This is a genomic window from Mesorhizobium sp. M7A.F.Ca.CA.002.05.1.1 (assembly GCF_003998335.1).
In the GTDB taxonomy this organism is placed as follows: domain Bacteria; phylum Pseudomonadota; class Alphaproteobacteria; order Rhizobiales; family Rhizobiaceae; genus Mesorhizobium.
In genome coordinates, this window is sequence record NZ_RZQI01000039.1 from 1 (window position 1) to 15,326 (window position 15,326).

Consider the following 15,326-nt stretch of genomic DNA (forward strand, 5'->3'; position numbering starts at 1 on the left):
GCAGGGCGTGAACGTCACCCACAAGGTGAGCAGCGCCCCCAGCGATCCGGCAAGCAACGGGTCGAGCGAGCCGGAATGGCGGAACGCGGCGATGAAGCCGACGAACTGCAGCACCAGGATGAGCGGTCCTGGCGTCGTTTCTGCAAGTCCAAGACCGTCCACCATTTCACCCGGCGCCAGCCAGCCGAAGGACTGGACGGCTGCCTGCGCGACATAGGCGAGCACCGCGTAGGCGCCACCGAAGGTGACGACAGCCATCAGGCTGAAGAACCGGCCTATCTCGGTCCAGACGCTTGCGGAGCCGGTGAACCACCAGATCAAAAGAACAGGCCCGAGCCAGATCGGCAGCCAGATGGCGAGGGTGCGCGGCGCGTGCCATTTGGTAGGTTTGACATGGGCCAGTTCGCCACGCTCGAACATCAGGTCGACCGCTCCCTTGGAGTCGGCAACACCGTCTTTGCCATGGGCCGAGCCGGAAAACAGGCCGGGAGCAACGCGGTCCCCCAGCCATCCCGTCAGGCCGGCGAGAAGGACGATGAGCGGAAACGGCACATTCAACGCATAGATGGCAATGAACGCCGCGACCGCGATCGACACCATGACCCGGTTCTTGAGGGCGCGTCGCCCGATCCGGATCACCGCCTCGATGACAATGGCGAGCACCGCCGCCTTCACCCCGAAAAACAGCGCCGCGACGAGCGGCATGTCGCCATAGAGGACGTACAGGCTGCTCAAGGCGAGCATGACGAGCGCGCCCGGCACGACGAACAGGATGCCGGCAACAAGGCCACCGGCCGTCCTGTGCAGCAGCCAACCGATGTAGATGGCGAGTTGCTGGGCTTCCGGGCCAGGCAGCAGCATGCAGTAATTCAACGCATGCAGGAAACGCCGTTCCCCGATCCAGCGCCGCTCCTCGACCAGTTCCTTGTGCATCAGCGCGATCTGCCCGGCCGGACCGCCAAAGCTGAGCAATCCGATTTTCGCCCAGACCTTCGTGGCTTCCGCGAAGGTCGGCGCAGCCGGCGGCTCGACGGTCACCGCCTTATTGTCGGGGACAAGAATGGTCATGATGGTTTACCTGCAGCGGGCCAGTTGTGCGTTTCTTCGGTGGCGTCGCGACACCAGCGGAAGAACGCGTCGTAGAGCAGCATGCCTGCTTCCAGTTGTTCCAAATCGTCGCGGTACATACGCGACAGACCGAGCGAGGCAGCCAGAAAACCGGCCGCCTGGGGCACCAGGTCGAGGCTTGCGGTGTCGGCCGCGCGCACGATCAACGCCAGGCGATCGAGCGCCCCGGATTCCAACCCGAACTCCTCGATCATCGTGTCGAAGGTGCAGCGTTCGCCGCGATGGCTCCAGAACACATTGTCGATGTCGAACGGCACGGCCTGAAAGCGGTCGGCAACAGCCAATACTTCAGCGGGTTCGACAAACAGGAACACCGCGTCGGGGTCGAGGAAACGCCGGATCAGCCATGGGCAAGCGATGCGGTCGACCTTCGGGCGGGATCGCGTCACCCAGACGGTGGCGCCCTTTTCATTGCGTGGCGGCAACTTGGCGGTGCGGACCAGAAGCCCCCCGGCATCGCGCCAGGCCTCAAAGCCGCCTTCAAGGGATTCGGCTGATATCCCCTCATGGCGCATCCATGCGACGACGCCTTGCGAGAGCTTTTGCCCCTTCTGACAGACGACGGCCACCGGCTTGTCGGCAAACTCGGCCGCCCAGGTCGAAACGGTTTTGAAATCGCGCCGGCACGAGGCCGGCAACAGGCGCGGATCGGCTTCGAAATCTTCTTCGATGCGAACATCGATGATGACAGGTGCACCCGGCAGACCTATGAGCCGGGACAATTGCGGTACGGTGATAGCGGTTGTTGACGGCATGGCGTCCACCTCCTGAAAAGAGAAGCTTGGACGCGAACGTTGGGCTGACGCCTCACGGGGTCGTCGCGATGCACCCCTTGTCATGATGGTGGATTTGTTGGGCGCGCTTGTCAAGGACGGTGACCGTTCTCGACCTACCCGGCCAGGATAACCGGAAAACCGATGGCGGCCTGATTTGATCAAGCCGCCATCCGTCGATTCAGTATCAATGATTGTCTCTGGGGACACCGCTGGTGTGCGCGACATCCTGGTATTTCACCGCCGGCTTCAGCACCATCCCCTCCGAGAACTGCGCGACCATGCCGCGCTGGATCTCCTGCCAGGGTGTCTGGTGCTTGGGATAGTGGAAGCCGCCATTGTTCTGCAACTCGGCGCGGCGCCGGGTGATCTCGTCGTCGGTGACGAGGATGTCGGCCGTACCCTTGCGCAAGTCGATGCGGACACGATCGCCCGTCTTGAGCAGCGCCAGTCCGCCGCCAATCGCCGCTTCCGGCGAGGCGTTGAGGATCGAGGGCGAACCCGACGTGCCCGACTGGCGGCCGTCACCGATGCAAGCGAGCGCGTGGATGCCCTTCTTGATGAGATAGGCCGGCGGCTGCATGTTGACGACCTCGGCACCGCCGGGATAGCCGACCGGGCCAGCGCCGCGCATGAACAGGATGGTGTGTTCGTCGATGCCTTGCGCCGGGTCGTCGATGCGGGCGTGGTAATCCTCCGGCCCGTCGAAAACCATGGCGTTACCTTCGAAAGCCTCGGGATCCTTGGGGTTGGAGAGATAGCGTTCGCGGAATTCCGGCGAGATGCCGCTGGTCTTCATGATCGCCGAATCGAACAGATTGCCCCGAAGATTGATGAAGCCGGCATTGGCCTTCAGCGGCTTGGCGACAGAGCGGATGACGTCGGGATTTTCGTTGGCAACGCCCTCGCTGTTCTCACCGATCGACTTGCCGTTGACGGTGCGCGCGCCGGGATGCGGCAACAGCCCGCCCTTCATCAGTTCGGCGATGACCGCCGGCACGCCGCCGGCATGATGGTAGTCCTCGCCGAGATATTCGCCCGTCGGCTGCAAATTGACCAGCAGCGGCACATTGAGGCCGACCGTCTGCCAGTCGTCATTGTCGAGCTTGACTCCAAGGTGACGGGCGATGGCGTTGAGATGGATAGGCGCGTTGGTCGAGCCGCCAATGGCCGAATTGACGACGATGGCGTTCTCGAAAGCCTCTCTCGTCATGATGTCGGACGGCTTCAGATCCTCATGCACCATCTCGACGATGCGTTTTCCGGTCTCATAGGAAATCTGGCCGCGCTCGCGGTAGGGCGCGGGAATGGCGGCCGAGCCCGGCAACTGCATGCCAAGCGCCTCGGCCAGCGAGTTCATCGTGGTGGCGGTGCCCATGGTGTTGCAATAGCCGGTGGACGGCGCCGACGAGGCGACGATATCCATGAACTCGTCATAATCGATCTCGCCGGCCGACAGGCGCTGGCGTGATTCCCAGACGATGGTGCCGGAGCCGGTGCGCTTGCCCTTGTGCCAGCCATTGAGCATCGGGCCGACCGACAGGGCGATCGCCGGGATGTTGACGGTGGCCGCCGCCATCAGCAGGGCCGGTGTCGTCTTGTCGCAACCGATGGTCAGCACGACGCCATCGAGCGGATAGCCGTAGAGCACCTCGACAAGGCTGAGATAGGCAAGGTTGCGGTCAAGTGCCGCGGTCGGGCGCTTGCCGGTCTCCTGGATCGGATGGCAAGGAAACTCGAAGGGAATGCCGCCCATCGAGACGATGCCTTCGCGCACACGCTTGGCGAGTTCGATATGGTGACGGTTGCAAGGCGACAGATCCGAGCCGGTCTGGGCGATGCCGATCAGCGGCTTGCCGGACATCAGTTCGGCGCGCGTCAGGCCGTAATTGAGATAGCGTTCGAGATAGAGCGCCGTCATGCCCGGATTGTCGGGATTGTCGAACCACTCCTGCGAGCGAAATTTTTTCTTATGGGTGGGGGCGCCTGCCATCATGGTCTCCGTATTTGTAAGACAAATCGATATGGCAACGCGCGGGAGCAGGCAAGAGGGCGTGCGGTCGCAACCGGACTTTGGTGCGATAGACACGCACCGAGCCGTGCGTTACGGGTTCGGGCAGTCTTGTCCGGGAGGTTTTCATGGCTTTGGTGATCGAAGGCGAGGAGCGCATTGCCGCACCGCTGCAAAAAGTGTGGGAAGCGCTGAACGATCCCGAGGTCTTGAAGGCGACCATTCCCGGCTGCCAGAGCCTGGAGATGAAGTCGCCGACCGAGATGGCGGCAACCGTGGTGGTGAAGATCGGACCGATCAAGGCGACGTTCAACGGCGAAGTGACGCTGAAGAACCTGAAGCCGCCGCACTCCTACACCATCCAGGGCGAAGGCAAGGGCGGCATTGCAGGCTTCGCCAAGGGGGGCGCCGACGTGACGCTGACGGCGGATGGACCCGACGCCACGATATTGAACTACGCGGCCAAGGCCGATGTCGGGGGCAAGATCGCACAGCTTGGCAGCCGCCTGATCGAATCGACCTCGAAGAAACTGGCTGGACAGTTTTTTTCCAGCTTTGGCGAGAAGGTCGGCGCGGCCTAGGCTGCAGCACGGCGGCGCCTGCTATTCAAACACAATACTCGGCACGGCAGCAGCAGCCGCACCACGCTCTTCGTTGACCCGGTCCCAGACCTTCGAGGCGATGTCGCGGTAGATTTTCGCTTCGGGGCCATCGGGCTTGGAGACGACAACCGGCGTGCCGGCATCCGAGCTTTCGCGAATGCCCATTTCGAGCGGCACCTCACCGAGGAAGGTGACGCCGAGGCGCTCGGCCTCGCGGCGGGCGCCGCCATGGCCAAAGATGTCGTAGCGCTTGCCGGTGTCCGGGGCGATGAAATAGCTCATGTTCTCGACGATGCCGAGCAACGGGACGTCGACCTTCTTGAACATGTTGAGGCCTTTTCGCGCGTCGATCAGGGCCAGGTCCTGTGGCGTCGAGACGATGACAGCACCAGCCAGCGGCACCTGCTGGGCCATGGTCAACTGCGCGTCGCCAGTGCCGGGCGGCATGTCGACGACGAGCACGTCGAGACGGCCCCATTCGACCTCGCGCAGCATCTGCGTCAGCGCCGACATCACCATCGGGCCGCGCCAGATCATCGGCGTTTCCTCGTCGACGAGGAAACCCATGGACATTACCTTCAGGCCGTAATTCTCCATCGGTTTCAGGATCTTGCCGTCGACGGTCTGCGGCCGGCCGTGGATGTTGAGCAGCCTGGGCATGGACGGTCCGTAGATGTCGGCATCCAGCACGCCGACGCGCAGGCCGTTGGCGGCGAGGCCGAGCGCGATGTTGACGGCGGTGGTCGACTTGCCGACGCCGCCCTTGCCGGAAGCAACGGCAATGATCGCCTCGATACCGGGCACGCCACGTTTGCCCGAACTGTGCGAGGCGGGCGCGTGCGGAGCCGCACGCGGCGCGGCGGCAGCGGGCGCAGCCGGCGGAACGGGCCTGGGTGCGGGGCGCGACGGAACCGGCGCCTCCATGCCGCCGCCCCTCTTCTCGGCCGTCAGCGCGACGACCGCGCCGGCGACCCCGGGGATTGTCTTGACGACGCGCTCGGCGGCGGCGCGCAGCGGCTCCATTTCCTGGGCACGAGCGGCGGGAACGGTAATCGAGAAGAAGACCTTCCCGTCGGCGATGAAAATCTCCGAAACCATGCCGAGGTCGACGATGTTGCCGGTGAAATCCGGCCCGTTGACCGTCTTCAGACGCTCGGTGACGATTTCCTTGGTGACGGACATGGCAGTTTTTCCTTACGCAGCTTGCGCCTGAGATGCAGCTTGCACCTGAGATAATGCAGTTTCCGGACAGAACCAAGCCGTGGAGCAATGGCTGCCTTGGCGTGCCTGGAAAAGCGGCGGGTCCTGTCGGATTTCATCCGCGCCAAACGTCTTCCAGATAATCGAGCGCCGATGCGGCCAACAATCAGGTCGAGCGACAGTCGTCAAACGATCGCGGCGACCTATTTCGGTGACCAGCACGGGGTCGACAACCAGGAAAGGAGACCATCATGCTCGCAAACAGCAATGCAACGGCCAATCTCGCGGTGAAGGATCTCGCGAAAGCCAAGGCTTTCTATGAGGGAACGCTTGGCCTGAAACAGGTGCACGATGAGGGCGGCGAACTGATCGTCTACAAAAGCGGCGATACCACCCTCAACGTCTATCATTCTCAATTTGCCGGAACCAACAAGGCGACAGCGGTAACCTGGATGGTTGGCGACGAGATCGGCAACATCGTCAAGGAACTGAAGACGAAGGGCGTCGCCTTCGAGCACTATCAGATGCCGGGCTTGACGCTGGAGGGCGATCTCCACGTCGGTTACGGAATGAAGGTCGCCTGGTTCAAGGACCCGGACGGCAACATCCTGAACCTTGTGGACAGGTAGATTTCTTTACGTCACCTCGCCAGGCCAACCGCCAGGTAGGTGAGCGCCGAAATCAAAGCGGTGGCCGGCAAGGTGACGATCCAGGCAATGACGATGTTGCCGGCAATGCCCCAGCGCACGGCCGAGACGCGGCGGGCGGCGCCGACGCCGATGATGGCGCCAGTGATGGTGTGCGTGGTCGACACGGGAATGCCGAGCCAGGTCGCGGCAAACAGGGTGATCGCCCCGCCGGTCTCGGCGCAAAAACCCTGCATCGGGTTCAGCCGCGTGATCTTCGAGCCCATGGTGTGGACGATGCGCCAGCCGCCGAACAGGGTGCCGAGCGCCAGTGCCGCCTGACAGGTGAGGACAACCCAGAGCGGTACATGGAAAGTCGCGCCGAGCATGCCTTGCGAATAGAGCAGCACGGCAATGATGCCCATGGTCTTCTGCGCGTCATTGCCACCGTGCCCGAGCGAATAGAGCGAGGCGGAAAAGAACTGCATGACGCGGAAGGTACTGTCGACCGCAAAGGGCGTCTGGCGCACGAAGAGCCACGAGACGACGAAAATCAGGATGAGCGCCAGGATAAAGCCGGTCGCTGGCGACAGGACGATTGCCGCAACCGTCTTGCCAAGCCCTGTCCAGACGATGGCGCCCACGCCTGCCTTTGCCACACCGGCACCTACCAGGCCGCCGATCAACGCATGCGAGCTGCTCGACGGGATGCCGGCGATCCAGGTGACGATGTTCCAGACTATGGCGCCGACGAGCGCCGAGAAGATGACCGCCGGGGTGACGATGCTGACATCGACGATACCCTTGCCCACTGTCTCGGCGACGTGGAGGCCGAAGAACATGAAGGCGATGAAGTTGAAGAAAGCCGCCCACAATACCGCGTATTGCGGCCTTAGCACGCGGGTGGAGACGATGGTGGCAATGGAGTTGGCGGCATCGTGCAAGCCGTTGAGAAAGTCGAAGAACAGCGCGACGCCGACGAGGCCGACCAGCACGGGAAAGGCAATGGTGGCTTCCATCACCTAGACATTCTCAATGACGATGCCGCTGATCTCGTTGGCGACGTCCTCGAAGCGGTCGACCACTTTTTCCAGTTGGCCATAAATCTCGCTGCCGATCATGTACGCCATCGGATCGCTGCTGCCGTGCTTCCTGAAGAGATCCTTCAGCCCTTGCTCGTGCAGGTCGTCGGCCCGGCTTTCGACGCGCATCACCTCTTCGGCGATGGCGTTGAGGCGCACCGTGTGCGTCGCGACCTTGTTGAGCAGCGGGATCGCCTCGGCCACCAGCTTGGCGGCGGCGACGATGACGCCACCCATTTCCTGCATCAGCGGATCGAATTCCTTGCGCTCGAACAGCTTCACCGTCTTGACCGTCTTGTGCATCATGTCGATGGCATCATCCATCGACTGGATCAGGTCCTTGATGTCGCCGCGATCGAAAGGCGTGATGAAGGAGCGCCGCACCGCCAGCAGGACTTCCGCGGTGATGTGGTCGGCCTCATCTTCGAGATCGACGATTTTCTGGCACCAGAGGTCGATATCCCTGCCCTGGAGAAGCTGCTCCAGCGCCTCGGCGCCGCCGACCACGGTGCGCGAATGTCGTTCGAACAGGTCGAAGAAGCGATCTTCGCGCGGCAAAAGCTTGCGGAACCAGCCCAGCATGGTCGATCTCCCAGTTTCATCCACATAGCGCCGCATCGCGCCGCGGGAAACAGGTAGCCGGCTTAAAGGTGTGGATGCAGGGCAATTGTGCATCGCGCTTGCGGTGAGGCGCGATTTCCCCGACCTTGCAGCGAACCACCGGAAAGATCGCATGATCGACAAGCTGGAATTCTTCATCGCGCTCGCCAGGGAGGAGCATTTCGGCCGGGCGGCGGAGGTATGCGGCGTCACCCAGCCGACGCTCTCGGCCGGCATCAAGCAGTTGGAGGGCCAGCTTGGCGTCATGCTGGTCCTGCGCGGCTCACGCTTCCAGGGGCTGACGCCGGAGGGAAAACAGGTGCTGGTGTGGGCACGCCGCATCGTCGGCGACACCAGGACCATGCGCGAGGAAATGCGCGCGGCGCGCCACGGACTTTCGGGCCGTATCCGCATCGCCGCCATTCCGACGGCGCTCGCCATGCTGCCGCGGCTGACGACGCCGTTTCGCGAAAAGCATCCAGGCGTCACCTTTTCGGTGCTGTCGCGGACCTCGATCGAGGTGCTGTCGCTGCTCGGCAATTTCGACATCGATGCCGGCATCACCTATCTCGACAACGAGCCGCTGGGGCGGGTGACCAGCGTGCCGCTCTATGACGAGCGCTACCAACTGATCACCGCGATGGGAAATCCCTATTCCGACCGCGACAAAGTGACATGGGCAGAGCTCTCAAGCCTGCCGCTGTGCCTGTTGACGCCAGACATGCAGAACCGTCGCATCATCGATCAGCATCTGGCCGAAGCCGGCGTGCAGGTGCGACCGACGCTGGAATCCAATTCGATGATCGTGCTGTTTTCGCACATCCGCACCGGCAAATGGTCGTCGATCATGCCGCTCAACCTTGCGGAAACATTCGGCTTTTCCGAGCCGATCCGGGCCATTCCGATTGTCGAGCCGGATGCCAGCCACACGGTCGGCCTGGTGGCGACACCGCGCGAACCGCACACACCTTTGGTCTCGGCGCTGCTGGACGAGGCAATGGCGCTGGCGGACGATTTCCACGCAAACCGTTCCGCTAGACAGAGTTAGCCGAACGGAACGATAGAAAATTTCTATCGTACAACGAAACCGCTTTATTGATTTCAGAGGTTTTCTCTGGTTTCTTAAGCACTTAGCGATAAAGCGGCACGCGCATGTCGTTGTTCCAAAACAGCTTGATGCTTCTGGCCGATATGTATGGGTCGCTACGATAGGGAGGGCGCTGCATGACAATGCAGCCTGCAAGTACCGAGATCACGTCGCGCACGGTCGCGATCATCCAGGAGATGAAGGGCCTCGAAGGCCCGTTGCTGCCGATCCTTCACGGCATCCAGGAAGAGTTCGGCCATGTGCCCAAGGATGCGCTGCCGGTCATCGCCGAGGCGCTGAACATTTCCAGGGCCGAGGTGCACGGCGTCGTCAGCTTCTATCATGATTACCGCAGCCACCCGGCAGGCCGGCATGTGCTGAAGCTCTGCCAGGCGGAATCCTGCCAGTCGATGGGTTCGGACGCCATCGCCGCCAAGCTGAAGCAATTGCTGGGCATCGGCTTCCATGAGACGACCCGCGACGGTTCGGTAACGCTGGAGCCGGTCTATTGTCTCGGCCTGTGCGCCTGTTCGCCCGCTGCTATGCTGGATGGCGAGGTGATCGGGCGGCTCAATGACGAGAAGCTCGACGAGATCGTTGCAGAGGTGCGCTCATGATCCCGCGCATCTACATTCCCGGCGATTCCGGTGCGCTGGCGCTTGGCGCCGAAAAGGTCGCCAAGGCGATCGCCGGCGAACTCGCCGAGCGCGGCATCGAAGCCAAGATCGTGCGCAACGGGTCGCGCGGCGCCTATTTCCTCGAACCAATGGTCGAAGTTGCGACAGCGAACGGCCGCGTCGCCTATGGGCCGGTAAAGCCGTCCGACGTCAAAAGCCTGTTCGACGGCGGCTTTCTCACCGGCGGCCATCACAAGCGCTGGCTGGGCTCACCGGACAAGATCCCCTTCTTCGCCAAGCAGACGCGGCTGACCTTCGCGCGCTGCGGCGTCACGGATCCGCTTTCGCTCGAATCCTACAAGAAGCATGGCGGGTTGAACGGACTGACGAACGCGCTGGCACTGACGCCTGCCGACATCGTCGCCCAGGTTACCGAATCGGGCCTGCGCGGGCGCGGCGGCGCCGGCTTCCCGACCGGCATCAAGTGGAAAACGGTGCTCGATACCGCAGGCGACCGCAAATACATCGTCTGCAACGCCGACGAAGGCGATTCAGGCACCTTCGCCGACCGCATGATAATGGAGGGCGATCCGTTTGTGCTGATCGAAGGCATGACGATCGCCGGTATAGCCACGGGCGCGACCAAGGGCTTTGTCTATGTCCGCTCGGAATATCCGCATGCGGTGGCGGTGATGAACAAGGCCGTCGAGGTCGCCCGCAAGGCCGGCGTTCTTGGCGCCAGCGTGCTGGGTTCACCTTACGCGTTCGACATGGAGATCCGGGTCGGCGCCGGAGCCTATGTCTGCGGGGAGGAGACGGCGCTGCTCGATTCGCTCGAGGGCAAGCGCGGCATGGTGCGCGCAAAGCCGCCGCTGCCGGCGCATAAGGGGCTGTTCGGCAAGCCGACGGTGATCAACAATGTCATCTCGCTGGCCTCGGTGCCTGTCATCATGGACAAGGGTGCGGCCTACTACAAGGATTTCGGCATGGGCCGCTCGCGCGGCACGATCCCGATCCAGATCGCCGGCAACGTCAAATATGCCGGCCTGTTCGAAGCCGCTTTCGGCATGACGCTGGGCGAGATCGTCGACGAGATCGGCGGCGGCACGGCCACGGGGCGACCGGTCAAGGCGGTGCAGGTCGGCGGGCCGCTCGGCGCCTACTTCCCGCGCGCGCTGTTCGACACGCCGTTCGATTATGAAGCCTTCGCGGCAAAGGACGGGCTGATCGGCCATGCCGGCATCGTGGTGTTCGACGACACCGCCGATATGCTGAAACAGGCGCGCTTTGCCATGGAGTTCTGCGCCATCGAAAGCTGCGGCAAGTGCACGCCCTGCCGCATCGGCTCGACGCGCGGTGTCGAGACCATCGACAGAATAGTCGCGGGCATCGAGCCGGAGAAGAACCTCGCTCTGGTCACCGACCTCTGCAACACGATGAAGTTCGGTTCGCTCTGCGCGCTGGGCGGCTTCACGCCCTATCCCGTGATGAGCTCGATTACCCATTTCCCCGACGACTTCAAGCCAGCGCCCGTGCGCGTGGCTGCCGAATAGGAGCTGGCAGATGAACATCAAGGCCGACTTCCCCTCCCTCGTCGAAGAGATCGACTACGGAACCCCGCAATCGAAGGCGCAGAAGCAGGTCACGCTGAACGTCGACGGTCGCAGCATCACCGTGCCGGAAGGCACCTCGATCATGCGTGCCGCGATGGAAGGCGGGGTCGAGATCCCGAAGCTTTGCGCCACCGACATGCTGGACTCCTTCGGTTCGTGCCGTGTCTGCCTTGTCGAGATCGAAGGACGCGGCGGCACGCCGGCATCGTGCACGACGCCCGTCGGCGAAGGCATGATCGTGCGCACGCAGACCGAGCGGCTCGATGCCATTCGCCGCGGCGTCATGGAGCTCTACGTCTCCGATCATCCGACCGGCTGGAACGAACAGGCCGGAACCGGCGCGAGCGAGTTCGATGCGGTGGCGAAGTCGATCGGCCTGACCGAGAACCGCTACGGCATCGAAGGCCGCAACCACGTCAAGCCGGAAGGTGGCGTGGCGCCCGGCCATGGCTCGCTGGCGGTCGACTACATCGCCCGCGATGAATCCAACCCCTATTTCACCTATGATGCCTCGCAATGCATCGTCTGCTCGCGCTGCGTGCGGGCCTGCGAAGAGGTGCAGGGCACCTTCGCGCTGACCATCGAGGGACGAGGCTTCGAATCCCGGGTTTCGGCGGGGATGCACGAGGCGTTCATCGATTCGGAATGCGTGTCCTGCGGCGCCTGCGTGCAGGCCTGTCCGACCGATGCGCTGCGCGAGAAGACGGTGCTTGCCAAGGGCCTGCCGGAGCGCTCGGCTGTTACCACCTGCGCCTATTGCGGCGTCGGCTGCTCGTTCAAGGCCGAGGTGAAGGGTGACGAAGTCGTTCGCATGATGCCCTATAAGGAGGGGAAGGCGAACCACGGCCATTCCTGCGTCAAGGGCCGTTTCGCCTATGGCTACGCCACCCACAAGGACCGCATCCTGTCGCCGATGATCCGCGAAAAGGTCACCGACCCGTGGCGCGAGGTGAGCTGGGAAGAGGCGATCGCCCATACGGCCAAGGAATTCCGCCGCATCCAGTACCAGTACGGACGCACTGCGATCGGCGGCATCACCTCGTCGCGCTGCACCAACGAGGAAACCTATCTCGTCCAGAAGATGGTGCGGCAGGGTTTCCGCAACAACAATGTCGACACCTGCGCACGCGTCTGCCATTCGCCGACGGGCTACGGGCTCGGCCAGACCTATGGCACCTCGGCCGGCACGCAGGATTTCGATTCCGTCGACTTCACCGACGTCGCCGTCATCATCGGCGCCAATCCGGCTTCCGCTCACCCGGTGTTCGCCTCGCGGCTGAAGAAGCGGCTGCGCCAGGGCGCCAAGCTGATCGTGCTCGATCCGCGCCGCACCGAGATGGTCAAGTCGGCCCATATCGAAGCGGATTATCACCTGCCGCTGAAGCCCGGCACCAATGTGGCCGTGCTGACGGCGCTGGCGCATGTGATCGTCACCGAGGGCCTGTTCGACGAAGCCTTCATCCGCGAACGCTGCGACTGGACGGAGTTCCAGGATTGGGCATCGTTCGTAGCCTTGCCGGAAAACAGCCCCGAAACCGTCGGCAAATTGTCCGGCGTCGATCCAGAGCTGATCCGGGGCGCTGCGCGGCTCTACGCCACCGGCGGCAACGGCGCGATCTATTACGGCCTCGGCGTGACGGAACACAGCCAGGGCTCGACCACTGTGATGGCAATCGCCAATCTCGCCATGGCCACCGGCAATATCGGCCGGCCCGGCGTCGGCGTGAACCCACTGCGCGGCCAGAACAACGTGCAGGGCTCCTGCGACATGGGCTCCTTCCCGCACGAACTGCCGGGCTATCGCCACATCTCCGGCGAAGCCGTGCGCGATATCTATGAGACCTTGTGGGGCGTGAAGCTGGACGACGAACCCGGCCTGCGCATCCCCAACATGCTCGACGCCGCCGTCGACGGCAGCTTCAAGGGCATCTACATCCAGGGCGAGGACATTCTGCAGTCCGATCCCGACACCAAGCATGTCGCCGCCGGCCTTGCCGCGATGGAATGCGTCGTCGTGCACGACCTGTTCCTCAACGAGACGGCGAACTACGCGCATGTCTTCCTGCCGGGCTCGACTTTCCTGGAGAAGGACGGCACCTTCACCAACGCCGAGCGCCGCATCAACATGGTGCGCAAGGTTCTTGAGCCGAAGGCGCGCTACGCCGATTGGGAGGCGACGCAGGAGCTTGCCCGCGCGATCGGGCTGGACTGGAACTATCAGCATCCCTCCGAGATCATGGACGAGATCGCGATGACCACGCCGAGCTTCGCCGGCGTCTCCTTCGAGTTGCTCGACCGTGTCGGATCCGTGCAATGGCCCTGCAACGAGAAGGCGCCGCTCGGCACCCCGATCATGCATATTGACGGGTTCGTGCGCGGCAAGGGCAAGTTCATCCGGACCGAATATGTGGCGACGGACGAAAGGACGGGACCGCGCTTCCCGCTGCTGCTCACCACCGGCCGCATCCTGTCACAGTACAATGTCGGCGCGCAGACCAGGCGCACCGACAACAGCATGTGGCACTCGGAGGACCGGCTGGAGATCCATCCGCACGATGCCGAGAACCGCGGTTTGCGCGACGGCGACTGGGTCCGGCTGACCAGCCGATCGGGCGAGACGACGCTGCGCGCGCTGATCACCGACCGGGTGTCGCCCGGCGTGGTCTACACGACGTTCCATCATCCGGACACGCAGGCCAACGTCATCACCACCGACTTCTCCGACTGGGCGACCAATTGTCCGGAATACAAGGTGACGGCGGTGCAGGTCGGCGCCTCCAACGGACCGTCGGAATGGCAGCGCGACTATGACGAGCAAGCCAAGCAGAGCCGGCGCATCGCGTCTTTGCAGGCGGCGGAGTAGTCTTGAGCGCGCGCCGCAAAGCCACGACGCAGGTATCGCGGCTGGCGCACCGCGCGGTTGGGACGACGGCTGCCAACCGGATGGTGCCGGAAGAGACGCCGGTGGCGTTCTCCTTTGCCGGCACCACGCATGCGGTGATGATGGCAAGCCCGGCGGATTTCGAGGATTTCGCGCTCGGCTTCTCGCTGACCGAAGGCATCATCGCCTTGCCCGAAGAGATCGAAGCCATCGAGGTCGAGGACCATGGCGCCGGCATCGACATTCAGATCCGGCTGAAGGACCGAGCCAACACACGTTTCGAAGCGCGGCGGCGAAGGCTCGCCGGCCCGGTCGGCTGCGGGCTTTGCGGCATCGAGTCGATCGAGGAAGCGATGCGCTCGGTCGATGCGGTTGGTGCCTCAAGCCTTACGCTTGATGCCGACGACATCGCTCGTTCGGTCAAGCTTTTGTCCAAAGTGCAGCCGCTGCACACCGAGACCGGAGCGGTACACGCCGCCGGTTTCTATATGCCTGGCAAGGGCATCGTCATGGCGCGCGAAGATGTCGGCCGTCACAATGCGCTCGACAAGCTGGCCGGCGCGCTGGCCAGGGCCGGCATCGATGGCGCATCCGGTGCTGTGGTGGTGACATCCAGGGTGTCGGTCGAAATGGTGCAGAAGACGGCTTCTATCGGCTCGGCCTTCATCATCGCCGTCTCGGCGCCGACCGCACTTGCCATCCGCACGGCGCAAGAGGCCGGCATGACGCTGGTGGCGCTGGTTCGCGGCGACGATTTTGATATTTTCACCCACCCCGACCGGGTGGTTTGCGGAGTTGCCAAGCATGTCGCATGACGAAGAACACATTATGAGCACCGCCGAGAAGCTGGTGCGCATGGCAAACCAGATCGCCGATTTCTTCCATTCCAAGCCGCGCGAGGAAGGCATTGCCGGCGTCGCCGAGCACATCAACAAGTTCTGGGAGCCGAGGATGCGGCGGCAGTTCTTCGAAATGCTGGACGACGGCACCGGGAACTTCAACGAGTTGGTGGTGGCCGCCTCCGCCAGGATCAGGCGGCCGATCACGCCGGCTGCGGCCGACCTCAAACTCGGACTCGAGCCCTCCCCTGCCGACGTCGCCGCCTC

Annotated in this window: 13 protein-coding genes and 2 pseudogenes; 9 read left to right on the plus strand and 6 right to left on the minus strand. The window is 63.3% G+C overall.

Annotated features, from left to right (window positions below):
- From EN939_RS03925 to EN939_RS03935, 3 genes are all read right to left on the minus strand, one after another.
- A partial coding sequence (locus EN939_RS03925; protein WP_164750878.1) for a chromate transporter occupies positions 1 to 1,068 on the minus strand: 1,068 nt, incomplete at its 3' end.
- Entirely contained in the window at positions 1,065 to 1,883 is an 819-nt protein-coding gene (locus tag EN939_RS03930; RefSeq protein ID WP_127267013.1) for a chromate resistance protein ChrB domain-containing protein, read from the minus strand. The genes EN939_RS03930 and EN939_RS03925, both read right to left, overlap by 4 nt.
- A 205-nt stretch (positions 1,884 to 2,088) precedes the next feature.
- Complete coding sequence (locus EN939_RS03935) at positions 2,089 to 3,894, minus strand: IlvD/Edd family dehydratase (RefSeq protein ID WP_023811496.1); 1,806 nt, start codon at positions 3,892 to 3,894, stop codon at positions 2,089 to 2,091.
- Positions 3,895 to 4,040: 146 nt separating this feature from the next.
- Between EN939_RS03935 and EN939_RS03940 the strand changes: the two genes are divergently transcribed.
- Positions 4,041 to 4,493, plus strand: coding sequence for an SRPBCC family protein (locus EN939_RS03940; protein ID WP_013528005.1), 453 nt, complete (start codon positions 4,041 to 4,043; stop codon positions 4,491 to 4,493).
- Between the two features lie 21 nt (positions 4,494 to 4,514).
- Here EN939_RS03940 and EN939_RS03945 read toward each other — a convergent pair whose 3' ends face one another.
- Positions 4,515 to 5,696, minus strand: a complete 1,182-nt coding sequence (locus tag EN939_RS03945; protein WP_127267005.1) for an Mrp/NBP35 family ATP-binding protein — start codon at positions 5,694 to 5,696, stop codon at positions 4,515 to 4,517.
- A 269-nt stretch (positions 5,697 to 5,965) separates the two neighbouring features.
- Here EN939_RS03945 and EN939_RS03950 point away from each other — a divergent pair, with 269 nt between their 5' ends.
- The gene (locus tag EN939_RS03950) at positions 5,966 to 6,343 is read left to right on the plus strand and encodes a VOC family protein (RefSeq protein ID WP_127267006.1); all 378 of its coding nucleotides are present in this window, start codon (positions 5,966 to 5,968) and stop codon (positions 6,341 to 6,343) included.
- A gap of 11 nt (positions 6,344 to 6,354) precedes the next feature.
- Here EN939_RS03950 and EN939_RS03955 read toward each other — a convergent pair whose 3' ends face one another.
- Both EN939_RS03955 and EN939_RS03960 read right to left on the minus strand, forming a co-directional pair.
- Positions 6,355 to 7,359, minus strand: a complete 1,005-nt coding sequence (locus EN939_RS03955) for an inorganic phosphate transporter (protein ID WP_127267014.1) — start codon at positions 7,357 to 7,359, stop codon at positions 6,355 to 6,357.
- Positions 7,360 to 7,362: 3 nt separating this feature from the next.
- Positions 7,363 to 8,004, minus strand: coding sequence for a DUF47 domain-containing protein (locus EN939_RS03960; RefSeq protein ID WP_127267007.1), 642 nt, complete (start codon positions 8,002 to 8,004; stop codon positions 7,363 to 7,365).
- Between the two features lie 151 nt (positions 8,005 to 8,155).
- Here EN939_RS03960 and EN939_RS03965 point away from each other — a divergent pair, with 151 nt between their 5' ends.
- The 7 genes and pseudogenes from EN939_RS03965 to EN939_RS03990 form a co-directional block, all read left to right on the plus strand.
- A complete protein-coding gene (locus tag EN939_RS03965) occupies positions 8,156 to 9,070 on the plus strand; it encodes a LysR family transcriptional regulator (protein ID WP_127267008.1) in 915 nt (304 codons plus the stop codon).
- Positions 9,071 to 9,246: 176 nt separating this feature from the next.
- Positions 9,247 to 9,726 (plus strand): formate dehydrogenase subunit gamma, encoded by a 480-nt coding sequence (locus EN939_RS03970; protein ID WP_127267009.1) that lies wholly within the window; start codon positions 9,247 to 9,249, stop codon positions 9,724 to 9,726.
- Positions 9,723 to 11,279, plus strand: coding sequence for a formate dehydrogenase beta subunit (locus tag EN939_RS03975; RefSeq protein ID WP_127267010.1), 1,557 nt, complete (start codon positions 9,723 to 9,725; stop codon positions 11,277 to 11,279). The genes EN939_RS03970 and EN939_RS03975 overlap by 4 nt, the downstream gene beginning before the upstream one ends.
- Before the next feature lie 10 nt (positions 11,280 to 11,289).
- Positions 11,290 to 11,653 (plus strand): annotated as a pseudogene (locus tag EN939_RS40010) (2Fe-2S iron-sulfur cluster-binding protein); the annotation flags it as partial.
- Positions 11,654 to 11,712: 59 nt separating this feature from the next.
- Positions 11,713 to 14,202: pseudogene (gene fdhF, locus EN939_RS03980) on the plus strand (formate dehydrogenase subunit alpha); the annotation flags it as partial.
- A 2-nt stretch (positions 14,203 to 14,204) separates the two neighbouring features.
- Positions 14,205 to 15,035: a formate dehydrogenase accessory sulfurtransferase FdhD gene (fdhD, locus tag EN939_RS03985; protein WP_127267011.1), complete on the plus strand. Its 831-nt coding sequence runs from the start codon at positions 14,205 to 14,207 to the stop codon at positions 15,033 to 15,035.
- Positions 15,025 to 15,326, plus strand: a 302-nt coding sequence (locus EN939_RS03990; protein WP_127267012.1) for a formate dehydrogenase subunit delta, incomplete at its 3' end; no start/stop codon positions are given. The genes fdhD and EN939_RS03990, both read left to right, overlap by 11 nt.